Source organism: Mesorhizobium sp. LMG 17147 (genome assembly GCF_024297145.1).
Lineage (GTDB): Bacteria > Pseudomonadota > Alphaproteobacteria > Rhizobiales > Rhizobiaceae > Mesorhizobium.
In genome coordinates this window covers 104255-127484 of the sequence record NZ_JANCTC010000010.1, presented here as the reverse complement: position 1 = coordinate 127484, position 23230 = coordinate 104255, and the positions used below count along the sequence as shown (strand labels likewise).

At 62.8% G+C, this 23230-nt stretch carries 29 protein-coding genes; 19 read left to right on the top strand and 10 right to left on the bottom strand.

All coding sequences use genetic code 11. The features are described from left to right. Positions 1 to 72: 72 nt before the first annotated feature. Positions 73 to 567 (top strand): YegJ family protein, encoded by a 495-nt coding sequence (locus NMG46_RS19480; protein ID WP_254819220.1) that lies wholly within the window; start codon positions 73 to 75, stop codon positions 565 to 567. A 13-nt stretch (positions 568 to 580) separates the two neighbouring features. Here the strand turns inward: NMG46_RS19480 and NMG46_RS19475 are convergent, their stop codons facing one another. Continuing rightward, a complete protein-coding gene (locus NMG46_RS19475) occupies positions 581 to 1552 on the bottom strand; it encodes a hypothetical protein (protein WP_254819219.1) in 972 nt (323 codons plus the stop codon). 72 nt (positions 1553 to 1624) lie between these two features. Next, positions 1625 to 2665, bottom strand: coding sequence for a CapA family protein (locus tag NMG46_RS19470; protein WP_254819218.1), 1041 nt, complete (start codon positions 2663 to 2665; stop codon positions 1625 to 1627). Between the two features lie 143 nt (positions 2666 to 2808). Here NMG46_RS19470 and NMG46_RS19465 point away from each other — a divergent pair, with 143 nt between their 5' ends. The 7 genes from NMG46_RS19465 to NMG46_RS19435 all read left to right on the top strand — a co-directional run bounded on the left by NMG46_RS19465 (position 2809) and on the right by NMG46_RS19435 (position 10723). Next, positions 2809 to 3450, top strand: a complete 642-nt coding sequence (locus tag NMG46_RS19465) for a hypothetical protein (protein ID WP_254819217.1) — start codon at positions 2809 to 2811, stop codon at positions 3448 to 3450. After that, on the top strand, positions 3332 to 4063 hold the full coding sequence (locus NMG46_RS19460) for a hypothetical protein (RefSeq protein WP_254819216.1): 732 nt from the start codon (positions 3332 to 3334) through the stop codon (positions 4061 to 4063). Before NMG46_RS19465 ends, NMG46_RS19460 begins: the two co-directional genes overlap by 119 nt. Before the next feature lie 112 nt (positions 4064 to 4175). Continuing rightward, a complete protein-coding gene (gene uvrB, locus NMG46_RS19455) occupies positions 4176 to 7490 on the top strand; it encodes an excinuclease ABC subunit UvrB (protein ID WP_254819215.1) in 3315 nt (1104 codons plus the stop codon). Positions 7491 to 7928: 438 nt separating this feature from the next. Continuing rightward, entirely contained in the window at positions 7929 to 9458 is a 1530-nt protein-coding gene (locus tag NMG46_RS19450; RefSeq protein WP_254819214.1) for an ABC-F family ATP-binding cassette domain-containing protein, read from the top strand. 103 nt (positions 9459 to 9561) lie between these two features. Further along, positions 9562 to 9735: a hypothetical protein gene (locus NMG46_RS19445; RefSeq protein WP_023719167.1), complete on the top strand. Its 174-nt coding sequence runs from the start codon at positions 9562 to 9564 to the stop codon at positions 9733 to 9735. 127 nt (positions 9736 to 9862) lie between these two features. Next, complete coding sequence (locus NMG46_RS19440; RefSeq protein ID WP_254819275.1) at positions 9863 to 10291, top strand: glyoxalase/bleomycin resistance/extradiol dioxygenase family protein; 429 nt, start codon at positions 9863 to 9865, stop codon at positions 10289 to 10291. Between the two features lie 78 nt (positions 10292 to 10369). Then, the gene (locus NMG46_RS19435; RefSeq protein WP_254819213.1) at positions 10370 to 10723 is read left to right on the top strand and encodes a DUF1428 domain-containing protein; all 354 of its coding nucleotides are present in this window, start codon (positions 10370 to 10372) and stop codon (positions 10721 to 10723) included. Here NMG46_RS19435 and NMG46_RS19430 read toward each other — a convergent pair. The 3 genes from NMG46_RS19430 to NMG46_RS19420 all read right to left on the bottom strand — a co-directional run bounded on the left by NMG46_RS19430 (position 10710) and on the right by NMG46_RS19420 (position 13008). Next, positions 10710 to 12365 (bottom strand): tetratricopeptide repeat-containing sulfotransferase family protein, encoded by a 1656-nt coding sequence (locus NMG46_RS19430; protein WP_254819212.1) that lies wholly within the window; start codon positions 12363 to 12365, stop codon positions 10710 to 10712. The two genes, NMG46_RS19435 and NMG46_RS19430, sit on opposite strands and share 14 nt — an antisense overlap. Before the next feature lie 183 nt (positions 12366 to 12548). Further along, positions 12549 to 12815 (bottom strand): DUF1488 domain-containing protein, encoded by a 267-nt coding sequence (locus NMG46_RS19425; RefSeq protein ID WP_254819211.1) that lies wholly within the window; start codon positions 12813 to 12815, stop codon positions 12549 to 12551. A gap of 10 nt (positions 12816 to 12825) precedes the next feature. Next, a complete protein-coding gene (locus NMG46_RS19420; RefSeq protein WP_254819210.1) occupies positions 12826 to 13008 on the bottom strand; it encodes a hypothetical protein in 183 nt (60 codons plus the stop codon). Between the two features lie 336 nt (positions 13009 to 13344). Here NMG46_RS19420 and NMG46_RS19415 point away from each other — a divergent pair, with 336 nt between their 5' ends. Genes NMG46_RS19415 through NMG46_RS19400 form a run of 4 tightly spaced genes read left to right on the top strand, consistent with a single transcriptional unit; the run spans position 13345 to position 14293 of the window. After that, complete coding sequence (locus NMG46_RS19415) at positions 13345 to 13611, top strand: hypothetical protein (protein WP_254819209.1); 267 nt, start codon at positions 13345 to 13347, stop codon at positions 13609 to 13611. Further along, a complete protein-coding gene (locus NMG46_RS19410; RefSeq protein WP_254819208.1) occupies positions 13608 to 13853 on the top strand; it encodes a hypothetical protein in 246 nt (81 codons plus the stop codon). Before NMG46_RS19415 ends, NMG46_RS19410 begins: the two co-directional genes overlap by 4 nt. Positions 13854 to 13898: 45 nt before the next feature. Further along, entirely contained in the window at positions 13899 to 14036 is a 138-nt protein-coding gene (locus NMG46_RS19405; protein ID WP_254819207.1) for a hypothetical protein, read from the top strand. Between the two features lie 32 nt (positions 14037 to 14068). Then, positions 14069 to 14293, top strand: coding sequence for a hypothetical protein (locus NMG46_RS19400; RefSeq protein ID WP_254819206.1), 225 nt, complete (start codon positions 14069 to 14071; stop codon positions 14291 to 14293). A 10-nt stretch (positions 14294 to 14303) separates the two neighbouring features. On the opposite strand, the gene NMG46_RS19395 is transcribed toward NMG46_RS19400, so the two are convergent. After that, positions 14304 to 14699, bottom strand: coding sequence for a Kazal-type serine protease inhibitor (locus tag NMG46_RS19395; RefSeq protein WP_254819205.1), 396 nt, complete (start codon positions 14697 to 14699; stop codon positions 14304 to 14306). A 498-nt stretch (positions 14700 to 15197) separates the two neighbouring features. Here NMG46_RS19395 and NMG46_RS19390 point away from each other — a divergent pair, with 498 nt between their 5' ends. The 3 genes from NMG46_RS19390 (at position 15198) to NMG46_RS19380 (ending at position 16452) form a co-directional block, all read left to right on the top strand. Beyond that, positions 15198 to 15410, top strand: coding sequence for a cold-shock protein (locus tag NMG46_RS19390; RefSeq protein WP_006202520.1), 213 nt, complete (start codon positions 15198 to 15200; stop codon positions 15408 to 15410). A gap of 225 nt (positions 15411 to 15635) precedes the next feature. Then, entirely contained in the window at positions 15636 to 15848 is a 213-nt protein-coding gene (locus NMG46_RS19385; protein ID WP_006202521.1) for a cold-shock protein, read from the top strand. A gap of 193 nt (positions 15849 to 16041) precedes the next feature. After that, positions 16042 to 16452: a BA14K family protein gene (locus NMG46_RS19380; protein ID WP_254819204.1), complete on the top strand. Its 411-nt coding sequence runs from the start codon at positions 16042 to 16044 to the stop codon at positions 16450 to 16452. Positions 16453 to 16522: 70 nt separating this feature from the next. On the opposite strand, the gene NMG46_RS19375 is transcribed toward NMG46_RS19380, so the two are convergent. The 3 genes from NMG46_RS19375 to NMG46_RS19365 all read right to left on the bottom strand — a co-directional run bounded on the left by NMG46_RS19375 (position 16523) and on the right by NMG46_RS19365 (position 18683). Continuing rightward, on the bottom strand, positions 16523 to 17164 hold the full coding sequence (locus NMG46_RS19375) for an MBL fold metallo-hydrolase (protein WP_254819203.1): 642 nt from the start codon (positions 17162 to 17164) through the stop codon (positions 16523 to 16525). Between the two features lie 168 nt (positions 17165 to 17332). Next, complete coding sequence (locus NMG46_RS19370; RefSeq protein WP_254819202.1) at positions 17333 to 17644, bottom strand: hypothetical protein; 312 nt, start codon at positions 17642 to 17644, stop codon at positions 17333 to 17335. Positions 17645 to 17789: 145 nt separating this feature from the next. After that, the gene (locus NMG46_RS19365) at positions 17790 to 18683 is read right to left on the bottom strand and encodes a branched-chain amino acid aminotransferase (protein WP_254819201.1); all 894 of its coding nucleotides are present in this window, start codon (positions 18681 to 18683) and stop codon (positions 17790 to 17792) included. 243 nt (positions 18684 to 18926) lie between these two features. Between NMG46_RS19365 and NMG46_RS19360 the strand changes: the two genes are divergently transcribed. The 4 genes from NMG46_RS19360 (at position 18927) to NMG46_RS19345 (ending at position 22853) form a co-directional block, all read left to right on the top strand. Next, complete coding sequence (locus NMG46_RS19360) at positions 18927 to 19454, top strand: MarR family winged helix-turn-helix transcriptional regulator (protein WP_023719182.1); 528 nt, start codon at positions 18927 to 18929, stop codon at positions 19452 to 19454. Then, the gene (locus tag NMG46_RS19355; RefSeq protein WP_023678415.1) at positions 19441 to 20160 is read left to right on the top strand and encodes a response regulator; all 720 of its coding nucleotides are present in this window, start codon (positions 19441 to 19443) and stop codon (positions 20158 to 20160) included. The genes NMG46_RS19360 and NMG46_RS19355 overlap by 14 nt, the downstream gene beginning before the upstream one ends. Positions 20161 to 20210: 50 nt before the next feature. Then, the gene (locus tag NMG46_RS19350) at positions 20211 to 21626 is read left to right on the top strand and encodes an ATP-binding protein (RefSeq protein ID WP_254819200.1); all 1416 of its coding nucleotides are present in this window, start codon (positions 20211 to 20213) and stop codon (positions 21624 to 21626) included. Between the two features lie 204 nt (positions 21627 to 21830). Continuing rightward, positions 21831 to 22853 carry a glycosyltransferase family 1 protein gene (locus tag NMG46_RS19345; protein WP_254819199.1) on the top strand — a complete coding sequence of 341 codons (1023 nt, stop codon included), beginning with the start codon at positions 21831 to 21833 and terminating at the stop codon, positions 22851 to 22853. A 12-nt stretch (positions 22854 to 22865) separates the two neighbouring features. Here NMG46_RS19345 and NMG46_RS19340 read toward each other — a convergent pair whose 3' ends face one another. After that, positions 22866 to 23225, bottom strand: coding sequence for a tRNA-binding protein (locus NMG46_RS19340; protein ID WP_254819198.1), 360 nt, complete (start codon positions 23223 to 23225; stop codon positions 22866 to 22868). Positions 23226 to 23230 lie beyond the last annotated feature (5 nt).

Here is a 23230-nt window from a genome sequence, read left to right as displayed (position 1 = left end):
TATGCTTCGCGCTATGATTGAAGATCCGAACGGATCCATGATGATGCTGACCATTGTATGGGCGCCCATTCCATGAAGCTCGTGTCCCGCGCGATACTGTCCCTGATGCTAGAGCTTGCTCCGATATGCGCCGAGGCTCACGACTCCAGTCAGGGCGACGACAGCGTCGTCGCAGTCGCGCCTGACGATCCAGATATGGCGGCGGCGACTGCACAGGCACGTGCCACCCTGGATGCATTCCTGGCATTATCCCAGACACCGCCACCTGGAACGGACACATTCAAACTGAAGGTGATGATCAAGGACGGACATGTGACCGAACACTTCTGGGTCATCCCGTTCCAGCGGAACGAAACCGGATTCGTGGGGATATTGGCGAATGAGCCACATAGCGTCCACAACGTCGTGGCTGGCCAGTATGTAGAATTCAACCGAGACGATATTTCCGACTGGGGATATACCAAAAACGGTCACCAGGTTGGCAGTTTCACCGTCTGTGTGATGTTCAAGTCGATGCCGAAGGAAGAAGTCGACTACATGCGTAGCCAACGCGGCTTCGATTGCTGACCGCCCAGCCGGACTACCTCGCCTCCTCGTCCTTCGCCCCGATCTTGCGCACCAAAGCCGCCGTCGCCAGCATCGCGCCCATGTCGGCGATCATCGGCGCGACATGCTTGGTGTAGTCGAGGCGCGTGGAGCTATCCGGGAGCTCGAAGAAATTCCTTTCCTGCGGCAGCAGGAGGAAGCCGTCGCTGCCGTTGAGCGCGACGCGTGCCGGATCGTTCGGCCGGGTCTCGCCGAGCCATTGCAGCGCCTGCGCCAGCCGGCCCGTCACCAGCGGCCGCGCCGCCTCGATATTGTCGGTGCGGAACTCATAGGCGGCATCGAGCTCCGGCACGCCGCTGGATAGTTCCTGCATCTTGCTGCCGAAGATGCCGCGGAGAAAGCCGACGACCTTGTTGGTCCGGCGCGCGGCCACCAACGTGCCGGGGAACGGCACGATCGTCTCGAAGGCGACGATCACGCCTTTGAACACTGCCGTCGTGCTCTTGCCCGTCCCTTCCCGTAGATCTGCTTCGTACAGCTCGAATGGAAACCCTTCGTAGCGGCCGGAGAAAACATCGTCGAAAGACTGTCGGTTGAACGAACCAACCGTCTCACGCGGCAGTCGGTCGAACGAATTCGGCTTGACGTTGTTCCGATACCGCATGTCCTCGATGAAACCGAAGATGATCGGCAACAGCGTGCTGCGAAACGACTGCTGCAATTTGCTCGCTGGCTTGATCGCCCGGAAATAGACCAAGATCGCTGCCAGGAATCCGCCGACATAGAGGAACACATGCGGGGTCGAGACCCACTGCTCGTTCGGGTCGGCAACCCCGTTGAAGAGCCAGGCCACAAACACCACGAACGCCAGCACCAGCCCGATGAAAAGTGGGACCCGCCAGCGCGTCCGGCGATAGGCCGAAGCTCTTTCGGCCTCATAGGCCTCGATGTTCTTCCTGAGGCCGGCGATCACCGCTTCGCTCGGTATGAAATCCGCAGTTTCCATCACCCACCGCCGCCACAAGCCTGCCCGCGCTGGGCACAATAGCCGGTTTGGTGGACCGCGTCAGCGCAGCCGTCAGCGCCCGGCACTGAAGATCGCATCGAGGCGGGCCAGAACCCTTTGCCTTGATTTTCCCTTCAACATTTCAACCGGCACCAGCCGCTCGTGATCGCCGGCGCGCAGCCGCATGAAGGCATGCAGCCGGTAGGCGGCAATGGCGCCGCGCGTGCCGGGATCGGCGCTGATGTCGACGACGAGAACGGCACCGATGCGGCCAGGCCAAGGCTGGCGCGCGAAGGCGGTGCCGAAGAAATCGCCGAGTCCATAGGCGACGAGCGTCTTGCCGATCCGCTCGATCGGCTGCACGACATGGGCATGATGCCCGGCGATCAGGCAGACGCCATGTTCGGCCAGAAGCCGCGCCAGTGCCCGCGTCCTCGCACGTGGAAAATGCCGGAATTCCCAATCCCAATGCGGCACCGCGCAGAGGAGGTCGACACCCGAAGCGGCATCGCGCGGCCATTGCGCCGGATCGCCTTGCATCGAGACACGGCCCGCGAACTGAGCCGCGTCGGCATTGCGCCACAAGGTAAAGGCGGCAAGGCCTATGGTCAGCGAACCAACCGCAAACCGCTCGACCGGAGCCGCAGTGCCGATCGTGCGGATGCCTAATTGCTCCAGCACGGCGACCGTCTCGTCGAAGCCGGCGATGCCCTGGTCGAGCACATGGTTGTTGGCCAGCGACAGCACCAGTTTTTCGCGCGAAATGCCGGCAGCGGCCAGCGCCTCGGCAAGGAACCGCTCGTTCATCGCGTGGTGCGTGCCAAACCTCGTACCCAAAACAGCGCTCGGCCGTTCCACCACCGGGCTTTCGCAATTGCCGACCACGAGATCGGCCGAGGCAAGCAGTGCCGCGATCGCCGGGTCGCAGTCCGGCGGGCTGCGATTGGCCACCGCCGAGATATCGCCGACGAAAGCCAGCCGCACCGTGCGCGCCGGCGGCGGGTCGAGCAGGGTTGCGGCCGCCGGAGCAAAGCCGCGCGCGTCGCCATCGAGCGAAGGCCGGAGGAAGCGTGGCAGCCAGGACAGTTTGTAGGAAAGCGGATAATTCGACACGCGACGGCCCAACGGTTTGCCTTGTGTAAACCGCCAGCCGGATTGATTGAAGCGCTGACTGTTGTCGTTGAACCACAGGGCTACAGGCGCGCGAACCAAATGCGTGTATGATCCGCTGCGGAGCGACAAAAGGGGTGATCACGATGACGCGTTTTTCCAGGCTGATGGTATGCGCCATCGTTCTTTTCCCGCCGCTGTCTTCGGCCGGCGCCGCTGTGCCGGATACCGCGGCCCTGTTCGAGGCAAAAACCGTGACTGAGCGCGACAGCGCTCTTGCCGCGCTGGAAGCCGCCGCGCCAGGCGATCCGGCAGCCGCCTACGCCGCCGGCGCCGGCGAATTCTTCACCGCGCTGGAGATCCTGGCCGGCGGCCTGCACCGCCACGGTTTCGAAAGCCCGCAATCCTTCATGCTGCCGCTGATGCGGCTGCCGGTGCCGGACAACCTTGATCCCGAGCCGCTGACCTACGGACAATTCCGCGCCATTCTGGTCGCCTTCCGCGACCGGTTGGAGAAATCCGCAGCCACGCTGGGTTCGGTGCCCGCCGAGGCGGACATCGGCATGGTCATCGACCTCGCCCGCCTCGGCATCGATCTCAACGAGGATGGCCAGATCGCGCCGGACGAAAGTGCGGCCGCGATCATGGCGTCTCTGTCGCGCGGCGGCGGTGTGCCAGACGGGGGCCGCACCCGCCCTCACCTTCCGCTTCGACCGCGCCGACGGCTATTGGCTGCAGGGCTATGCCGAGTTCCTGATGGCGCAGGCCGACTTCTGGCTGGCGCATGATTTCAAAAACACCTTCGACGGCTCCTTCCACATGCTGTTCCCGCGCGCAAAACTGCCGCTGCAGGATACGCTCGTGCCGCTGGACGGTGGCATGAATGGTGGCATCCTGTCGTCCGAATGGCGCCTCGCCGACTTCATCTCCCTGGTGCATCTCGTCAACTGGCAAGTGGTCGAGCCTGAGCACCGGCAAACGGCGCGACGCAATCTGATGGAGATGATCCGGCTGTCGCGCGAAGACTGGAAAGCCATCCGCGCCGAAACCGACAATGACCGCGAATGGCTGCCCGGGCCGCAGCAGAAAGGCGCCAGCCCGCTGACTGGTCTCGAAGTCGGCGAGGAGCAGGTGCAGGCCTGGCTCGCCGCCCTTGATATGGCCGAGGATCTTCTGGAAGGCCGCACCTTGCTGCCGCATTTCCGCATCGCCGACAAAGGCATCAACATGAAGCGCTTCTTCGACGAGCCGAAGCCCTTCGACCTGGTGCTGTCGATCACCGGCCCGGCTATCGCGCCCTATCTCGAACACGGCAAGATTCTCACCAGCGAGGAGTTCAACCAGATCCAGCGCCAGTTCGGCGGTGCCGGGTTTCTGACGTTCGCGCTTTGGTTCAATTGAGGGAGTGCGTCGACGCTATTCCTGACAGCCTGCTGTCAGCAGCCAAATTGCCCCTCGCGCCACCCGCCACTCCGCTCTTTCCATTTTGGCCGATACCTCCCATATTCGGGCCATGGCCAGACTCTCCGACAAGAAAACGCCGCCGCCGGCGAATGGCGAGCGCGCATCGCCGCCCAAGCGGCGCAGTCCGCTGACCGATTTCCTCGATGCCTCGGAGCCCCTGTACAAGGGCGGCTTTGCCGAGGCGCCGCAGGCCGAGTTCACCGGCGCGCCGCTGACCGGCTCGATTGCCGACTGGGCGGAGCAGATCGAGCAGGAAGCCGAGAAGGAAGGGCGTCAAATCTCCCCCCTCGAGGGGGAGATGTCGCCGAAGGCGACAGAGGGGGTCGGCAAAGGAAGCGCTCGGCATGAACGGTCGCAGAGCACTGCCGCACCGACCCCACCCGGCGGCTCCGCCGCCACCCTCCCCTCGAGGGGGAGGGAAGGCGCCAAGTCTGCCAAGAAAATCCCCGAGCGCTCCTCTTCCCCCGGCCGGACGGCACGCGGCACCTCGATGGGCGGCGCGGCTTCGGCGCGGGAGCGCACTGCGGCCGGTCTCAACCCTGTCGCCGGCCTCGACATTTCGCTGGAGGACGCCGAGACCATGGCCTCGGGCGGCGTCACCGCCACCGTGGCAGCGCTGTCGGCGCTGATCGAATCCGGCAATCCGCTGCACAAGGACGGCGTGCTGTGGACGCCGCACCGCCCTGCCCGGCCTGAGAAATCCGAAGGCGGCATCGCCATCAAGATGGTCTCGGATTTCGAGCCGGCCGGCGACCAGCCGACCGCGATCAAGGATCTCGTCGAGGGCGTCAACAGCAACGACCGCACTCAGGTGCTGCTCGGCGTAACCGGCTCGGGCAAGACCTTCACCATGGCCAAGGTGATCGAGGAGACGCAGCGCCCCGCTCTGATCCTGGCGCCCAACAAGACGCTGGCCGCGCAGCTCTACTCCGAGTTCAAGAAATTCTTCCCGGAAAACGCCGTCGAGTATTTCGTCTCCTACTACGACTATTACCAGCCCGAGGCCTATGTGCCCCGGACCGACACCTACATCGAGAAGGAATCCTCGATCAACGAGCAGATCGACCGCATGCGCCATTCGGCAACGCGCTCGCTGCTCGAGCGCGACGACGTCATCATCGTCGCCTCGGTGTCCTGCATCTACGGTATCGGCTCGGTCGAGACCTATACGGCGATGACCTTCCAGATGCAGATCGGCGACCGGCTCGACCAGCGCGCGCTGCTCGCCGACCTCGTCGCCCAGCAATACAAGCGCCAGGACATCAACTTCGTCCGCGGCTCGTTCCGGGTGCGCGGCGATACGATCGAGATCTTCCCGGCCCACTTGGAAGACCGCGCCTGGCGCATCTCGCTGTTCGGCGACGAGATCGAAGCGATCACCGAATTCGATCCGCTGACCGGCCAGAAAACCGGCGAACTGAAGAGCGTCAAGATCTACGCCAATTCGCACTACGTCACGCCGCGCCCGACCTTGAATCAAGCCATCAAGTCTATCAAGGAAGAACTTAAATATCGGCTGCAAGAGCTTGAAAAGGCTGGCCGCCTGCTTGAGGCGCAGCGGCTTGAGCAGCGCACCCGCTTCGACCTGGAGATGCTGGAGGCGACCGGTTCCTGCGCCGGCATCGAGAATTACTCGCGTTATCTGACCGGCCGCAAGCCGGGCGATCCGCCGCCGACCTTGTTCGAATACATTCCCGACAATGCGCTGGTCTTCATCGACGAAAGCCATGTCACCATCCCGCAGATCGGCGGCATGTATCGCGGCGACTTTCGCCGTAAGGCGACGCTGGCCGAGTATGGTTTCCGCCTGCCGTCCTGCATGGACAACCGGCCGCTGCGCTTCGAGGAGTGGGACGCCATGCGCCCGCTTTCCGTCGCGGTTTCGGCGACGCCCGGCGCCTGGGAGATGGAGCAGTCCGGCGGCGTCTTCGCCGAGCAGGTCATCCGCCCGACCGGCCTGATCGACCCACCGGTCGAGGTGCGCCCGGCCAAGACACAGGTCGACGACGTCGTCGGCGAAATCCGCGAAACCACGAGGGCCGGCTACCGCACGCTGGTCACCGTGCTGACCAAGCGCATGGCCGAGGATTTGACCGAATATCTGCATGAGCAAGGCATTCGCGTCCGCTACATGCACTCAGACATCGACACGCTGGAGCGCATCGAGATCCTGCGCGACCTGCGCCTTGGCGCCTTCGACGTGCTGGTCGGCATCAACCTGTTGCGCGAAGGTCTCGACATTCCCGAATGCGGTTTCGTTGCCATTCTCGACGCCGACAAGGAGGGCTTCCTGCGCTCCGAGACATCGCTGATCCAGACCATCGGCCGCGCCGCCAGAAACGTCGACGGCAAGGTCATCCTCTATGCCGACCAGGTCACCGGCTCGATGGAGCGGGCGATGGCCGAGACCAACCGCCGTCGCGAAAAGCAGATGGAGTGGAACGCGGCCAACGGCATCACCCCGGAATCGGTCAAGTCGCGCATCTCCGACATTCTCGATTCGGTCTACGAGAAGGATCATGTCCGCGCCGACATTTCGCAGTTCACCGACAGCGCCGGCGCCATGATGGGCAACAATCTGAAGGCGCATCTCGACGCCCTGGAAAAGCAGATGCGCGACGCCGCCGCCAACCTCGATTTCGAAAAAGCGGCCCGCATCCGCGACGAGATCAAGCGGCTGCGCGAGATGGAACTGTCCATCTCGGACGACCCGCTGGCCAAATATGCCGACATGGAAAGCCCGGTTTCGGGCCGCGAAAAGGGCAAGCACAACAAGGGCGTGGCCAAACATCGTACAGCAGAGGAACAGGAGCGTTTCCGGAAGCTCAACGAGGCACATGCCGCCGAAGAGGCGGCCAAGGCTGCCCGGCCCAACCTCTTCCGCAAGCCGGAGCTCGACGAAATGGGCGCCGACGGCGCCGTGCCGGTCAAGAAGCCGCTGTTTGCGAAACCTTCGCTGGACGATATGGGACCTGGGACCGACATGCCGACGCCGTCAGGCGCGGTCTCCCGTTCGCTGTTCAAGAAACAGTCGGCGCAGGAAGCGCACGGTTCGGATTTCGGTATACCGGGTGAACCGACCAAGCCACTGTTCAGGAAGAACTCACTGGACGAGATGACGGTGCGGCGGACCGAGAAGCCGGTCGAGGGAAAAGCGCCGGCGAAACCACAGCCAATCTCCCCCCTCGTGGGGGAGATGCCAAGTGGTGGCAAAGAGGGCAGGGTAGAGGGGGGCGCGAAGGAACGCCACGTTTCAGCCAAACCCATCGTCCGCCAGCGCGCTGGCATCGGCTCCTACGAAGACCCCGCCGACGCCCGCCGTGAAAAGCGCCGGCCGGGCAAGACGGGTCGGCCGGGACGGTAGCGAGCTTCCCTGCTCCCCTTGTGGAGAAGGTGGATCGGCGCGCAGCGCCGAGACGGTTGAGGGTGCTGGACGGATCGCCGTCGGTGCCAAGCTGGAGCGCCCCTCATCCGACCGCTTCGCGGCCATCTTCTCCCACCAAGCAAGGGGAGAAGGGGGAGCCTAGCCACTTGCCATCGGCGCTACCCTTGGTGTAGCCAGTTTCTACAACTTGAACGTCTTGAAAGGAGGGCTGCGTGTTATCTTCTCACCACCGTCAGCGCGGCCCTGTCTCTGCCCTGCGAGCTTGCTTGCAGGGCTGACCAGAGACGGTCCGGGTTCTCCCGCTTCGATTTTCTTGGTCTGCCCTTCGTGGTGCTGCAACGCCGAGCCTGATGGCCAGCCTGCGCACCGTCAAAGTGCATCAACCGGAATCACTCCGGACAGACCAGAGAAATCGACATGGCCCTGATCAGCCTCAAGTCCCTCAGCGTCACTATGAGTGCGCCGCTCTTCTCCAATCTCGACCTCACCATCGGCACTGGCGATCGGCTCGGCATCGTCGCCGCCAATGGTCGCGGCAAATCCACTTTGTTGAAGTGCCTGACCGGCGACATGGAGCCGACATCAGGCGACATCACCCGCACGCGCGGCCTGCGCGTCGGCTATGTCGAGCAAATCATCCCCGCAGCGCTGGCCGGGCGCAGCTTTCATGAAGTGGTGGCCGACGTCTTGCCGGCCGAGCAGGCCGAAAGCGAACAATGGCGCATCGATGTGGTTCTCGACTCGCTCGACGTGCCGCAGCCAATGCGCGCGCGGCCGATGCGGGCCTTGAGCGGCGGCTGGCAGCGATTGGCACTGATCGCCCGCGTCTGGGTCACCGATCCCGACGTCCTGCTGCTCGACGAGCCGACCAACCATCTCGATCTCGGCAAGATCAGCCAACTCGAAACCTGGTTGAACGCGCTGCCGCGCGAGGTGCCGATTGTGATCGCCAGCCATGACAGGGCGTTCCTCGACGCGACGACCAACCGCACGCTGTTTCTACGCCCCGAACAATCGCCGGTGTTTTCGCTGCCCTATTCGCGGGCGAGGCTTACGCTGGACGAGGTCGACGCCTCGACCGAGCGCAAATTCCAGCGCGACATGAAAGTGGCGCAGCAGCTGCGCCGGCAGGCGGCCAAGCTCAACAATATCGGCATCAATTCCGGCAGCGACCTTTTGACGGTCAAGACCAAGCAGCTCAACCAGCGGGCAGAGCGACTGGAAGAAGCGGCAGCGCCGGCACACCGCGAAAGATCGGCGGGCGCGATCAAGCTCGCCAATCGCGGCAGCCATGCCAAGGTGCTGATCACGCTCGACGACTTGGTGGTCGGAACACCTGACGGCACGGTTCTGTTCAGCACCGGCAAGCGCCATATCTGCCAAGGCGACCGCATCGTCCTGCTCGGCCGTAACGGTGTCGGCAAATCACGGCTGATCGGCCTGATCCGGAACGCCATCGTCGAGCCGGAAACGGTGGCGCAAAGCGTGAAGGTGACGCCGTCGACCGTGCTCGGCTATAGCGACCAGGCATTGTCGGGCATCAGCGGCGATGACACGCCGCTGGCGATGCTCTCGCGCAGATTCGATGTCGGCGAGCAGCGCGCCCGCTCGTTGCTGGCGGGCGTCGGCGTTAGCATCGACATGCAGGAGCGCCGGATCGGCGTGCTGGCGGGCGGACAGATGGCGCGGCTGATGATGCTGGCGCTCAGGCTCGCCAATCCCAATTTCTATTTGCTCGACGAGCCGACCAATCATCTCGATATCGATGGCCAGGAAGCGCTGGAAGCGGAATTGCTGGAACGTCAGGCGAGCTGCCTGCTTGCCTCGCACGACCGCTCCTTCATCCGCGCGGTTGGCAACCGCTTCTGGCTGATCGAGAAACGGCGGCTGACCGAGATCGATAGCCCGGAAGCTTTCTTCCAGGAGGTAGCCGAAGCGGGCGGTTGAAAAATTGCGGAAAAAAATCCGGCGCTCTGTCGGATGATGATCGCATGCCACGTCCTTGGGACGCCGACACGGTGATGCCGGCGCCAATCGAGGAGAAAGCATCATGTCTATTCTGTCATCCATAGGTCACGCCGTGACGCGTTACTCGGCGGCTCGCGCCCGTTATCGCAGCGAACGCGCCATCCTTTCATTGCCGATCGAGTTGCGCAAAGATATCGGCTGGCCGGAAATCGTCGTCGACGCGCAAAACAGCCCGCGGATTCGCATCGAAGGTTGAAAGGTGGCAGTTGGCCGTCGCGGCAGGCGCCATTTCGAATCCAAAAACCATCGGCCGTGTAGGATCTTCGCCGTTCCGTTCGTCCTGTGGTTCGCAAAGGCCAACCAGACGCAAAGAGGAGCATGACATGAATGATCAGCCGCAGACCCAGTCCGCCGCCAAAGTGCTTGGCGGATTGACGCCCTACCTTCAGCTGGACGGCGCTTTCAAAGCCGCAGAATTTTACCAAAAGGCCTTCGGTGCCGAGCAGGTCTTTGCCTATCCGCCGGATGAACAGGGCCGCACCATGCATATCCATCTGCACATCAACGGTTCGACCCTGATGCTTTCCGACTTCTATCCTGAGCATGGAATGGCCGCTGTGAAGCCGCAGGGCTACACCATGCAGCTCCATCTCGGCAGCGACGACATTGACGCCTGGTGGAAGCGGGCCATCGAGGCGGGTTGCGAGGAAGTCGTGCCGTTGCAGGTGATGTTCTGGGGCGACCGCTGGGGCAATATGCGTGATCCGTTCGGCGTCGAATGGGCAATGAACGCACCGGTGAAAGCAGCTTAACATCCAACACAGGCTGTGTCTGAAATCACCTCTCCCCGCTCTAAAGGGAGAGGAAAACGATCACATGGAGGAAGTCAGATGTCCTATGTCGACGGTTTCGTACTGGCCGTGCCCAAGGCAAATCTCGATGCCTACAAGAAAATGGCGCAGACGGCCGGCGCCGTCTGGAAGGAGCATGGCGCGTTGGCCTATGTCGAATGCATTGGCGACGACGTACCCTATGGCGAGCTCACCTCGTTCCCGCGCGCCGTGCAGGCCAAGGAAGACGAGGTCGTCGTCTTCTCCTGGGTCGTCTATGAATCCAGGCAGCATCGTGATGCGGTGATGGCCAAGGTGATGGCCGATCCGCGCCTCAAGCCGGACTGGGAGACCATGCCGTTCGACGGCAAGCGCATGATCTTTGGCGGTTTTCAGCCCTTCATCGAGCTGTAGGCGCCCCTCGATCAAGTTTATTGAGCAGCGGCTTCAGCCGGTCGCCATAGCGCTTCCACAGATCGACCGAGCCCTGATACATCGGCTGGCGCACTTGCGCGGCCGACGCCGTGCGCACCGGCCGGTCGGTCTGGTGAAACGACAGCACGGCGTCGTCCCATGGGAGGCCGAGATGGGCGATCAGCGCCCGCGACTGGCCTTCCTGGTCGGCGACGAAATCCTCGTAGCGAACGTCGTGCACGACATCAGGCAGCACGGCGTGCCAGTGCGACATGATATCGGTGTAGAGGTTGTGGAAATCGGCGAGCTCGTCGAGATCGTAGCCGTAGCGATGGCTGTCGCCGCGAAAGTGCACCTTGTAGATCGACAGGCACGTCGCCGCCGCATCGCGCGCGCAATGGATGATCTTGGCCTTCGGCAGCATCATATGGATGAAGCCAACCAAGAGGAAGTTGCCGGGCATCTTGTCTGTGACGTGCCGAAAACCTGGATAGCGGGCGTGCAGCATGTCGAGATAGGCCTGGCCGGCCTCGGCGTAAGCCTTGTCGGGCATGTCGGCGATGCCCCAGGGAAAGCCGCCCTTCATGCTGAGCGGAAACTGCTTGCCGACCGCCGTCTTCAATATGCTGAGCTCGCCGGCGCCATAGATCTGCGGATGGCTGGCGATGATCTGCTCGACCAGCGTGGTGCCGGATCGCGGCATGCCGACAACGAAGATCGGCGTGTCGTCGGCGATCCCGCCCGGCCCGTGTTTTTCAAAAAAGGCCTTGTCGAATACGGCCTTCATCGCCTCGAACTCGCCGCGCGTCTTGCCGGCGTCGTAGTCGATGCCCTGGCGGCGGATCGCGTTGCCTTCGGCGAAATAGTCGAAAGCGCGGCCATAATCCCTGAGGTCGTCGTTGGCCTTGCCGAGGCCGAAGGAAAGCTGCATGCGCGCCAGGCTGCCTTGCGGCGCCTTGGCGTGCTCCGCCTCCATGCGGGTAAGCTCGGCGTCGCGCTCCTTCTGGCGCTTGACCTGGGTGAGCATCAGCCAGGCCCTGGCCATGCCGGGGTCCACCGCCAGCGCCTGCCTGAAAAGATCCGCAGCCTCGTCGAGATTGCCCTTTTCCATCAGCCCGACGCCCAGGCCGTGCAAAAGATCGGCATCCTTCGGCCGGATCGTCAGCGCCTCGCGAAAAACAGCCAGTGCTTCATCCAGTCGGCCCGCTTCCTGCAGCGTTTCGGCAAGCCCGACGCGGGCGCGGACATGGAACGGGTTGCGGCCGATCGTGCCGCGATAAATATCTTCGGCGCCTTCGAATTGGCCGAGCTGCTTCAGCGACGAGCCGAGATTGTCGCGCGCCGCCAACTGGTCCGGCCGAATCGCCACCACCTTGCGGAAGAGATCGGCCGCGGCCGCTACCCGGCCGAGGTCGCGCAGCACGGTGCCGAGATTGTTGAGGAAATCCGGATTGTTCGGCTGCAGACGCACCGATTGTTCGATCAGCACCAGCCCCTCGGCGCTGCGCCCGGTCTGGTGCAGCAGAAGCCCGAGGAAATGCGCAGCAGCCGGGTGGTTGGCCTTTTGCGCCAGCACCTGACGGTAAAGCGCCTCCGCTTCCTGCCGGCGCCCCGCCTGGTGCAACTGCAGCGCCCGCTGCACGTGCTGGTCGAGCCCCAGCGGCGGCTGTCCGCCTGAGCCGTAACGTGCGCCTGCCGGTTGTCTCGGATCTCTGTTGATGGGAAACCTGCCGTGTTGTCCGCCTGCCGCGATCTAGGCCATCGCTGCGGCACGTGCAAGAGCAGACGGCGGTTGCTACGAAGCAAACCTCCGAACCCGCGGAACTTACCGAAAGTCGGCCGGCGTCAGCACATACATGTTCTTGCGGCCGTGCGAGTAGGCTTCGCGCGCAATATCGTGGATCGATGAACGCTTGGCGTCGAAGGCACTGAGGAATTCGGCTTCGGCTCCGCTTGCAGCCGGGTTTACCGTCGAAAGTGCCGTAACCTCGATAAAGAACGGGACTTCGAACATGCCGTCATGCCCGACGAAACGAACGCGCTTGGCTGCAGCGTCGTAGGAGCGGCTGGGGTTGGGAAAATTGAGTGTCATGGCTTGCGCGTCAAATCAGGCGGTTGCTTTCGGCAAGCTGGCGCGCCCGCCGCACCGTGCCGTCGGTGTCGGCAATCCTTCGCCTTGCCGCCTCGTCGCTTCTTATCGTGAGGCGCGGCGATATGACCTTTGTCGGCTTGACGACAGGATCGACTGCAACTGTCGGGACATTCGGTGTTCTTACGGAACTCATGACTCTATTCCCTTCATACCTAAATAAACACAAATGCCGGAGGAACTCTTCCGGAACTTCTTCAAACAATTTTTGAGATGCCCAGCACCGTATCATCGTTTCGCAAATAACCATAGAAAAGTAATTTTACGTTGGTAGCGGCAAAAAGCCGGAATCTTCTTGAATAAGCCGCATTTTCAGAATATTGGTATGGAACCGTTTTTGGGCCGTGCTTGGTCCCCTCGCGGCGTCAGGGGTTCTCGGCCCGCCAAAACTCATACAAATCGCCGATACCCGATACCGCAATCCAGGCCCCGTTTTCAGGGCCAGGCCGGAAAGAAACTTCAAGGCACAAGAATGTCTGCCCGCACCACTCATTCCATCGCGCATTTCGCGGCACCTTTCGTGCTTGGCGGGCTAGATGGCGTGCAGCCGGCCGGCGACTATGACATCGACCACGACGAGGAACTGATCGACGGCATGTCGTGGCTTGCCTGGCGCCGCGTCGCCACTTTCATCCATCTGCCGTCAAGGACGGTGAAAAGCCCGACCAGCCAGCTTGCCGCCGTCGACCACGCCGAACTCGAAGCAGCGCTTCGGCACGATCAGGAGAACGTTACATGATCCGCTTCCAGCAGAGTGCGCGGCGCACGGATACGCCGTCGCATATCTTCACCGTCGGCCAGACCGTCCGCATGAAGAGCCGCATCGGCCTTGTCCAAAAGACCGCGGAGCTGTTCCAGATCAAGAGCCGGCTGCCGGTCAAGGACGGCTCGCCGCAATACCGCATCCGCAGCGAGCAGGAGACCTACGAGCGGGTCACCACGGAAGACAATCTCGAACCGGTCGACAACCCGGCCGGCTGAGCGATAGCACTCTCGACATTACCACCCACGCACGAGGGATCAGAAATGGCCAAGGGTCAACAGCGAAGCAACCGCGAGACACGCAAGCCCAAGAAGGACAAGGTGGCTGCAAAGCCGGCCTCGCCATTCGGCTCGGCGGTCAAGCAGGCGGAGACCGGTACGAAACCCAAGTCCAAAGGCTAGGGTCGATCGCAGACAATCTGCTGGAGGCGTGCTTGAATTTCGTCATCGAGTTCTACCGCTCGCGCGATGCCGACGAAGCGACACTCGACCGGGTGTCGTTGGAGGCGCCGAACCTGCGCGCCGCCCTGCAAGGCGCCGCCACGCTGCTTCACACGCTGATGATGCCGCAGATCCCCGATCGCCTGCGCATCTCCAACGAGGACGGCGCCGAGCTCTACGTCGGCCCCGCCGATGGTGCCTATCCGGACGAACAGTGAGGCCGGTGCGCTAGCACGGCCCATCATCGACGACCCGATAATCAGCCGCGCGGGCCTCGCATTCATTGGGGAACGTGCGCAGTTCGCCATGGCGACGGGCACAGACCGGGCGGTATTCGCGGGTACAGAATGTCTGCTCCCCGCCGCCACCACCGCCACGGCACTCGCCTTCACGGATGATGCGGTATCCGGCCCGTTCGGCAAGGCAGGCGTTGGCGAAGGTCTGGCGGTCGCCGCCGCGCCTGGCGCAGACCGGGTCATATTGCCTGGTGCAGAATTGCGGTCCCGGCCGTGGCGGGCGCGGCCCCGGCCCCTCATCGACCACGACGGTGCAGGCCGCGAGAATTGCCGACAGGAACAGGATGGAAAAACTCTGCCGCGAGAAGATTGCCGCAAGAAACCGCATGAATGTTCCCTCCCTCGAAGCTCGTGCCTGCACAAATGGTGCCTGCGTCCGGCCGATCCTCGTCATTCCGCCGCCAAATGCAACCCCTGTTTGCAACGGGCGGCATGGCCAACCAAGGCGGTATGCCGGCGCAAAGGCAAAACAGCACCGGCCCCGCTTGCTGGACCATGCCTGGGCTGCGTCTGGCCGATGACCGGGCGGAGAACCGGGACTATCGGTGCGATGCGTCGGGATGCGCCTGTTGGGCCGCCCGCGGCTCTATCTTGCAAGCATCACGTTTCCGTGCGATAAATTTTGTGTTCGGGCATTTGCGACCCGGAGAGCGGAACGTTTTGGACGACCTTTCCCCGATACTGTGAATCTCTGACAGCCCCGTTTTCGGCGGGGGGTTTTACCATGCGCCAGTGCATGACTGCCGAAGCAACCACCGGGACTTGCCCACGGCGCCAGGCGGCGGGCGGAACCACCAAGACTGACACGGGTGAAGGAGTTTCCCCAATGGCCCAGACCGGCACCGTTAAATTCTTCAACGCTACCAAAGGCTTCGGCTTCATCACGCCCGATGGCGGCGCCAAGGATGTGTTCGTACACATCTCGGCGATCGAGGCTTCCGGGCTGCGCACGCTCGTCGACGGTCAGAAGGTCACCTTCGATGTCGAGCCCGACCGTATGGGCAAGGGTCCGAAAGCGGTCAATCTCCGCGCCGCCTGAACGGCGGCGTGCCGCGCGTCCTTTCGGGTGTGAGGATGCTGCAAGGCTTTGGTGTGACGTGAATTTTATAAAGGCGCGGCGGTTTTCGTCGCGCCTTTTGTGTTCTGGGATGCTTGCCGGCACCCGCAAAACTTTCTCTTGCCGATGGCACTAAAATAAAGGACAAATTTCCGTCCGGGCATTTGCCGGCCCGAGACTGGACTTGTGGGATCAAAGGAGCTTCCCATGCCGCAGACCGGCACCGTCAAATTCTTCAATCACGCCAAGGGCTTCGGCTTCATCACGCCGGACGACGGGGCAAAGGATGTCTTCGTCCATATTTCGGCCGTGCAGGCGTCGGGTCTTCCCGGTCTGGAGGATGGGCAGAAAGTGACATTCGACACCGAGCCGGACAAGCGCGGCAAGGGTCCGAAAGCCGTCAACCTGTCGATCGGCTGAACCGGCCCTGGACAGAATGGACGTGGGCCGGTCTGGCCTGCGGTGTTTACCGCACGCTTGAATCGCCCAGTTGGATGAACCCGCCTGGCCAAATTTCGTTCAGCCCCCGTTCAGCCACGGTCCCATATTAGTCTTCGTTAAAGCCGGACCGCATCCCCCGAAAACGACCCGGGCCGGCACGAAGGAGACCGATATGAACCGAATTTTCAAGACTGCCATCCTTTCCGCCGCGGTCGTTGCGACCACGCTTGCGACCTTGCCCGCGGCCAGTGCCGATGAATGGCGCCATCACCGCCGGCACCACGGCAACGGCGACGCCGTTGCGGCAGGCGTGCTCGGCCTTGCGGCCGGTGCCCTGATCGGCGGTGCGCTCGCCAGCCCGCAGCCCCGCTATTACGACCCGGCCTATGATGATGAATACTACCGGCCTGCCCCGGTGCGCCGTTATTACGTGCAGCCGCGGGTGGCCTATGCCGAAAGCTATGCGGAGCCCTGGACCCGCGGCTGGTACGAATACTGCTCGGACCGCTACCGGAGCTTCAACGCGCGTACCGGCACGTTCACAGGCTATGACGGCGAACAGCATTTCTGCACCGCCAATTAACGGAGGCAGTTTCCTGCCGGAAAAAAGCGCGGTCGCACAGGCCGCGCTTTTTTGTTTCCGGCAAGCGGTTTCAGATCAGGAACGGATTGCTCCGCCGCTCCTCACCAAAACGGCCGCCGGGACCGTGGCCGCAGATGAAGCCGGTGTCGTCGCCCAACGGCAAAAGCTTCTCCTTGATCGAGGCGATCAGCGCGGCGTGGTCGCCGCCCGGCAGGTCGGTGCGGCCGACCGAACCGCGGAACAGCACGTCGCCGACATGCGCGAACTTCGCCGCCCGGTTATAGTAGACGACGTGGCCGGGTGCGTGGCCCGGACAATGGAGCACCTCGAACACGTGTGAGCCGAACGAAACGGTCTCGCCTTCGGCAAGGAACCGGTCGGGGACACAGTTGCGCACGGGATCGGTGATGCCGTAGCGCTTCGCCTGGTTCTCGAGATTGGCGAGCAGCGGCCGGTCGGCGGCATGCGGGCCGATGATCTCGATACCGAGCGCCTCCTTCAGCTCCATGGCCCCGCCGGCATGGTCGATATGGCCATGCGTGATCCAGATCGCGCCGGCAGTGATCGCATTGTCCTCGAGCGCCGCCAGCACCTTGTCGATGTCGCCGCCCGGATCGACGACAACGCCTTGCCTGTCGTCCATGTCGAAGAGAATGGTGCAGTTCTGCTGGAACGGCGTGACCGGCACGATGCCGGCGTTGAGCTGACCCATATTCGTCCTTTCACGCTGTCGGAGCGCTGCGCGCCCCCTCGAACGCGTCAGGAAAGCCCTAACCTTACCCTGATGTAGAGACACACGCGAACGGCGTCCACCGCTCCACAAACGGCAAACGGAATGGGCGGCCGAAGCCGCCCATTTGAAAACCTGAAACGTTAAAGCTTATTTCTTCATCGCGTTCATGACCGCACCGATGATGCCGGTTAGGATGGCGCCGCCGCCGGCACCGCCAACGATATTTGAAATGTTCAACGCGCTGCCTGCCCCTGCCGCCGTGGCCGCGGCTGTCGGATCGACCGCGCCACCCAGCAGACTGTTGAGGATGGCCGCACCGCCGACGCCGCCAACAGCGCCGCCCAGGATTTTGGTAAGCTGCCCCATCGCCGCCGTCTTGATAGCCGCGCCAACCGCCTGACCACCGATGATACCCGTAATCACCTGAATAATGATCGGAAGAAGCGTGTTCATATCCATATTTCCAGTCCCTCCATAGCTGCCAGCCTCCCGGGCCGACCCCATCATGAGACGCCGAATTGTGTGAAAGTCAAATGCAGAAGCGCTTAAATAAAAAGGGCGGCCCGAAAACCGCCCTTACTAGTTAAAAAAGCTGTGACTTTCGTTATTCTGCAGCGATTGCGTGCTTGGGCTGAACGGCCGCAGAATAGTCATTCATCAGCGTCTTGGCGATTTCGCCGACCTCGAATCGGTATGGACCGATCTCCGAAACCGGCGTCACCTCGGCTGCCGTCCCGGTGAGGAAGCACTGCTGGAAGCCTTCAAGCTCTTCCGGCATGATGGCGCGCTCGATCACCTCCAAACCGCGGTCCTTGGCAAGGCCGATGACCGTGCGGCGGGTGATGCCGTCGAGGAAGCAATCGGGCTTGGGCGTATGGATCTTGCCGTCCTTGACGAAGAAGATGTTGGCGCCTGTCGCTTCCGCCACCTGGCCCCGCCAGTCGAGCATCATGGCGTCGGCATAGCCCTTGGCCTCGGCGGCATGCTTGGACATGGTGCAGATCATATAGAGGCCGGCCGCCTTCGATTTCGACGGTGCGGTGCGCGGGTCGGGGCGGCGCCATTCGGCCATGTCGAGGCGGATGCCCTTGAGCTTCTGCGCCGGGTCGAAATAGCTCGGCCACTGCCAGATGGCGATGGCGCAGTTGATCCGACTGTTCTGTGCGGAAACGCCCATCTGTTCGCTGCCGCGCCACGCGATCGGCCGGACATAGGCGTCCTGGAAACCTTGCTTCTTCAACAGCGTACGGCAGGCGTTGTCGATCTCGGCGACCGAGTAGGGTATCTTGAAGCCAAGCAGGCGCGCCGATTCATGCAGGCGTTCGGTGTGGTCGGTCAGCTTGAAAATTTCGCCCCCATAAGCGCGCTCGCCCTCAAATACCGCGCTGGCGTAGTGCAGCCCGTGGGTCAAGACGTGGATCTTGGCGTCGGCCCATTTGACGAATTGGCCGTTCATCCAGATAAAGCCGTCCAGTTGGTCGAAGGGAACGGATGCCATGGTAACCTCCCGCGGGCGGCAGCCCGCACAGTGTCGTTGCGTGTTTCGCCTCGGCCGCTGCGGGCGGCCATTGTCTCAAAGCGTAGGCGGATATTTAAGGTCTGGCAAACTCAGGAAGTTCCGGAAAAAACGGCTTCGCTTGCCTTTTCGTTCGCAATCCGCCGAAAAGCTTGCCAAAAATTACCATCGCGCGGAAAATACGTCAATAGTGCTGACATAATTTCTGCTTCACACGGAGAAAAGATGACGAGCCACGCAGCCGCAGAGCCGATCAGGACGGCGATCACCGACGAGGACGGCATCGATTTCGCCATCATCGAGTTGTTCTTCTTCGCCTATCGCGACTTTACCTCCGATCCGGACCAGATCCTGGCCGATTACGGTTTTGGCCGCGCCCATCATCGGGTGTTGCATTTCGTCAATCGCCGGCCCGGCCTGACGGTCGCCGAGCTCCTCGACGTGCTCAAGATCACCAAGCAGAGCCTGGCGCGCGTGCTCAAGCAACTGATTGACACCGACCATATCGTGCAATTGCAGGGCCCCCGCGACCGCCGCCAGCGCGAGCTTTATCCGACGGCCAAGGGCCGTGCGCTGGCGCTGGCGCTGGCGCGGCCACAGTCGCGCCGCATCCATGCTGCATTGGAAGATTCCGGAGCCACCGAACGCGCCGTTATCGAACGGTTCCTTGAAGCGATGGTCAATCCGGAACTAAGGGCGCAGATCGACATTGTGCCCGCAAAGATGTCAGGGAAAAGCCATGGAGACCATTGAGAGGGTTGATCATCCGACAGCACCGGAAGACGACGCGCCGCATCTGCTGGTGGTCGACGACGACACCCGTATCCGCAATCTTCTGAAACAGTATCTGACCGAAAACGGCTTTCGCGTCACCGTCGCCGGAAATTCCGGCGAGGCGCGGCGCAAGCTCGCCGGCCTCGACTTCGATCTGATCGTGCTCGATGTCATGATGCCGGGTGAAAGCGGCGTCGATCTCACCAAGGCGCTGCGGGCGGAGAAAAACGTACCGATCCTGATGCTCACCGCACTGTCCGAAACCGACAGCCGGATCACCGGGCTCGAGGCCGGCGCCGACGACTATCTGCCTAAACCGTTCGACCCGCGTGAGCTGATCCTGCGTATCAACAATATCCTGCGCCGCGGCGGCCCCGCGACGACGCCCAAGGTCGAACAGCTGGTCTTCGGTCCCTATACGTTCCAGATCGCCAGGCGTGAGCTGAAGCGCGGCGGAGAGGCGCTCAAGCTGACCGACCGCGAGCAGGAAATCCTGGCGATCTTCGCTGCCCGTGCCGGCGAGACGATACCGCGGCATGAGCTTGTCGGCGACGAATCCGAGGTCGGCGAGCGCACGATCGACGTCCAGATCAACCGGCTGCGCCGCAAGATCGAACGCGATCCGTCCAATCCGGTCTGGCTGCAGACCGTGCGTGGTATTGGGTATCGGCTCAGCGTGGAATAGAATGCCGCCGACAGCGGCCCTTTGCCGGGTCCCGGTGAGCGAAAAGACGAATGGCGACCACGCAACTCGAACGGCCGGGAGATGGCGGCTTCGGCGCCCGCGCGACGCGGGCGCTGAAGGCCGTGCCGCGCGCCTGGAACCGTTTCTGGCGCCTGGTGTCGCTTTACATGCCGAAGCGGCTCTATGCCCGCTCGCTGATCATCGTCATAGCGCCAATGATCATGCTGCAGTCGGTCGTCGCCTTTGTCTTCATGGAGCGCCATTGGCAGACCGTGACGCAACGCCTGTCACAGGCCACGGTGCGCGACATCGCCGCCATCATCGACCTGATAGAGACCTATCCGCATGACGCCGACTACGCGAACGTCATCCGCATCGCCCAGGATCGCATGCAGCTGAAGGTCGACCTCCTCCCCCCCGACCCGCTGCCGCCACCCGGGCCAAAGCCGTTCTTCTCGATCCTCGACGAGATCCTTTCGTCCGAGATCACCCGCCAGATCAACCGTCCGTTCTGGATCGATACGGTCGGCAATTCCAATATCGTCGAGGTCCGCGTCCAGCTTGAGAACAAGGTGCTGCGGGTCTTCGTGCGCCGCAGCCAGGCCTATGCGTCGAACACCCATATTTTCCTGATCTGGATGGTCGGCACCTCGCTGGTGCTGCTGATGATCGCCATTCCCTTCCTGCGCAACCAGATCCGGCCGATTCTGACGCTGGCCGAGGCGGCCGAGAGCTTTGGCAAAGGCCGGCCGATGCCGCGCGATTTTCGCCCGCGCGGCGCCGAGGAAGTCCGCCGCGCCGGCTTTGCCTTCATCCAGATGCGCGAACGCATCGAACGCCAGCTCGAGCAGCGCACCGCCATGCTGAGCGGCGTCAGCCACGATCTGAGGACCATCCTCACCCGCTTCAAGCTGCAATTGGCACTGGCCGGGACCAAGGCGGCCGACACCCAGGCACTCGACCAGGACATCGACGACATGCAGTCGATGCTGGAAGGTTACCTTGCCTTTGCACGCGGCGAAGCATCGGAAGATGCCGGCCGGTTCGACCTCGAAGCCTTCTTCGACAAGCTTCGCGAGGAAGCCGCGCTGCGCAAGCGCAAGCTGTCGACCGTACTTGCCGGCGATCCGCACGTCCACGTGCGCCCCAATGCCTTTGCCCGGCTGCTCTCTAATGTCGTCGGCAATGCATTCCGCTATGCCAAGACGGTGGAGATCAACGCCAATCATGGACGCGGTTCGCTGCTCGTCACCATCGACGATGACGGTCCGGGCATTCCGCCCGAAAAGCGGGAGGATGTATTCAAGCCGTTCGTGCGGCTCGACGAGGCCCGCAACCTCGACGCCAGCGGCACCGGCCTTGGCCTATCCATCGCACGCGACATTGCCCGCAGCCATGGCGGCGACATCGTCCTCGAACGCAGCCCGCTCGGCGGCTTGCGGGCGGTGATCAAGGTTCCGGCTTGACGGCGGGAGACCCGGCCTTCATCCGCCCGTCATGAAACCATGGTGAAGAGCGCCAATGAAGCGCGCGATCCTGATTGATTCGGCCCTGCGGCCTCATTTCGACCCCGCGCCTGCCCGGGTGCGCCGGTGCGACGCCAGAGCTGCGGCGTGGTCGCCGCTCAGGCATCGCGGCAAGCCAATCAAGCTTGCCGCCAAGGGACCGCCATGCGCATCCTGATGGTCACCGACGCCTGGCGCCCGCAAGTCAACGGCGTCGTCCACACGCTGGAGCGCCTCTCGGAGACCCTGAAATCCTTCGATGTCGAGACGGATTTCCTGACGCCCAACATCTTTCGCACCCTGCCTCTGCCGACCTATCCCGATATCAGGCTGGCGCTGACGACGCCGCACCGCGTGGCGCGGCTGATCGAGGCGCGCAAGGTGGACCACGTTCATATCGTCACCGAAGGACCGCTCGGCATTATGGCCCGGCGCTACTGCCGCAACGCCGGCCGCCCGTTCACGACCAGCTATCACACACGTTTTCCGGAATATCTGAGCGCACGCCTACCGGTGCCTGAAGCATGGGCCTATCGCTGGCTGCGCGATTTCCATAATTCAGGACAGGGAACGCTGGTCGCCACCCAGTCGCTTGCCGACGATCTTGCGGCGCGCGGCTTCACCAAGCTCCGGCCGTGGACGCGCGGCGTCGACACCGATCATTTTCGGCCGGATAAGAGAAAGGACCTGGGATTTCCCGGACCGATCTTCCTCTGCGTCGGCCGCGTCGCGATCGAAAAGAACCTGCCGGCCTTTCTCGACCTCGACCTGCCGGGCAGCAAGGTGGTCGTAGGCGAAGGGCCGGAACTAGCGAAGCTGAAGGCCAGATATCCCGATGCCCATTTCCTCGGCCATCGTCCGAATGACGAGCTGGCCGAGATCTACGCCTCGGCCGATGCCTTCGTCTTCCCCAGCCGCACCGACACATTCGGCAACGTCATCATCGAGGCGCTGGCCAGTGGCACGCCGGTCGCAGCCTATCCCGTCACCGGACCGATCGACATCGTCGGAGACGGCATCGGCGGCGCGGTACCGGACGACCTGCGGCAAGCAGCGCTCGCCGCCCTTCACGTCGACCGCGCCGAGGCGCGGCAACGCGCGATGCGCTACAGCTGGAAGGCCTGCGCGGAAATGTTCATGGAAACGGTTGAAGAGGCGCTGGGCACCACGCGTAAACTGGCTGCGTGAGCAACAGCGCAGCTAGAACAACCTGCCTCCGTCCGGCACCTTGCGCTCGATCGCGCCAAGCACGACGGCGCCCTCTTCATCGGGAAAGCCTAGCGTCAGCACTTCCGACATAAATGGCCCGATCTGGCGCGGCGGGAAATTGACTACAGCGAACACCTGCCGGCCGATCAGGGTTTCGGGCGTATAGTATTTTGTGATCTGGGCCGAGGATTTCTTCACCCCGATCACGGGACCAAAATCGATTTTCAACTTGATCGCCGGCTTGCGCGCCTCGGGAAAAGGCTCGGCCTCTACGATCGTGCCGGCGCGGATGTCGATACGGTCGAAATCGGCAAAGCTGATCTCGGGTTTTCGCGTATTGCTCGAACTCATCGACG

What these genes read in the sequence shown, in the direction of transcription:
- NMG46_RS19340 (WP_254819198.1), bottom strand. Translation starts at nt 23,225, where the DNA reads ATGAGTTCGAGCAATACGCGAAAACCCGAGATCAGCTTTGCCGATTTC.
- NMG46_RS19425 (WP_254819211.1), bottom strand. Translation starts at nt 12,815, where the DNA reads ATGACACTCAATTTTCCCAACCCCAGCCGCTCCTACGACGCTGCAGCC.
- NMG46_RS19440 (WP_254819275.1), top strand. Translation starts at nt 9,863, where the DNA reads ATGAATGATCAGCCGCAGACCCAGTCCGCCGCCAAAGTGCTTGGCGGA.
- NMG46_RS19355 (WP_023678415.1), top strand. Translation starts at nt 19,441, where the DNA reads ATGGAGACCATTGAGAGGGTTGATCATCCGACAGCACCGGAAGACGAC.
- NMG46_RS19395 (WP_254819205.1), bottom strand. Translation starts at nt 14,699, where the DNA reads ATGCGGTTTCTTGCGGCAATCTTCTCGCGGCAGAGTTTTTCCATCCTG.
- NMG46_RS19380 (WP_254819204.1), top strand. Translation starts at nt 16,042, where the DNA reads ATGAACCGAATTTTCAAGACTGCCATCCTTTCCGCCGCGGTCGTTGCG.
- NMG46_RS19350 (WP_254819200.1), top strand. Translation starts at nt 20,211, where the DNA reads ATGGCGACCACGCAACTCGAACGGCCGGGAGATGGCGGCTTCGGCGCC.
- NMG46_RS19405 (WP_254819207.1), top strand. Translation starts at nt 13,899, where the DNA reads ATGGCCAAGGGTCAACAGCGAAGCAACCGCGAGACACGCAAGCCCAAG.
- NMG46_RS19480 (WP_254819220.1), top strand. Translation starts at nt 73, where the DNA reads ATGAAGCTCGTGTCCCGCGCGATACTGTCCCTGATGCTAGAGCTTGCT.
- NMG46_RS19365 (WP_254819201.1), bottom strand. Translation starts at nt 18,683, where the DNA reads ATGGCATCCGTTCCCTTCGACCAACTGGACGGCTTTATCTGGATGAAC.
- NMG46_RS19475 (WP_254819219.1), bottom strand. Translation starts at nt 1,552, where the DNA reads ATGGAAACTGCGGATTTCATACCGAGCGAAGCGGTGATCGCCGGCCTC.
- NMG46_RS19370 (WP_254819202.1), bottom strand. Translation starts at nt 17,644, where the DNA reads ATGGATATGAACACGCTTCTTCCGATCATTATTCAGGTGATTACGGGT.
- NMG46_RS19420 (WP_254819210.1), bottom strand. Translation starts at nt 13,008, where the DNA reads ATGAGTTCCGTAAGAACACCGAATGTCCCGACAGTTGCAGTCGATCCT.
- NMG46_RS19410 (WP_254819208.1), top strand. Translation starts at nt 13,608, where the DNA reads ATGATCCGCTTCCAGCAGAGTGCGCGGCGCACGGATACGCCGTCGCAT.
- NMG46_RS19345 (WP_254819199.1), top strand. Translation starts at nt 21,831, where the DNA reads ATGCGCATCCTGATGGTCACCGACGCCTGGCGCCCGCAAGTCAACGGC.
- NMG46_RS19390 (WP_006202520.1), top strand. Translation starts at nt 15,198, where the DNA reads ATGGCCCAGACCGGCACCGTTAAATTCTTCAACGCTACCAAAGGCTTC.
- NMG46_RS19415 (WP_254819209.1), top strand. Translation starts at nt 13,345, where the DNA reads ATGTCTGCCCGCACCACTCATTCCATCGCGCATTTCGCGGCACCTTTC.
- NMG46_RS19465 (WP_254819217.1), top strand. Translation starts at nt 2,809, where the DNA reads ATGACGCGTTTTTCCAGGCTGATGGTATGCGCCATCGTTCTTTTCCCG.
- uvrB (WP_254819215.1), top strand. Translation starts at nt 4,176, where the DNA reads ATGGCCAGACTCTCCGACAAGAAAACGCCGCCGCCGGCGAATGGCGAG.
- NMG46_RS19360 (WP_023719182.1), top strand. Translation starts at nt 18,927, where the DNA reads ATGACGAGCCACGCAGCCGCAGAGCCGATCAGGACGGCGATCACCGAC.
- NMG46_RS19450 (WP_254819214.1), top strand. Translation starts at nt 7,929, where the DNA reads ATGGCCCTGATCAGCCTCAAGTCCCTCAGCGTCACTATGAGTGCGCCG.
- NMG46_RS19445 (WP_023719167.1), top strand. Translation starts at nt 9,562, where the DNA reads ATGTCTATTCTGTCATCCATAGGTCACGCCGTGACGCGTTACTCGGCG.
- NMG46_RS19385 (WP_006202521.1), top strand. Translation starts at nt 15,636, where the DNA reads ATGCCGCAGACCGGCACCGTCAAATTCTTCAATCACGCCAAGGGCTTC.
- NMG46_RS19375 (WP_254819203.1), bottom strand. Translation starts at nt 17,164, where the DNA reads ATGGGTCAGCTCAACGCCGGCATCGTGCCGGTCACGCCGTTCCAGCAG.
- NMG46_RS19435 (WP_254819213.1), top strand. Translation starts at nt 10,370, where the DNA reads ATGTCCTATGTCGACGGTTTCGTACTGGCCGTGCCCAAGGCAAATCTC.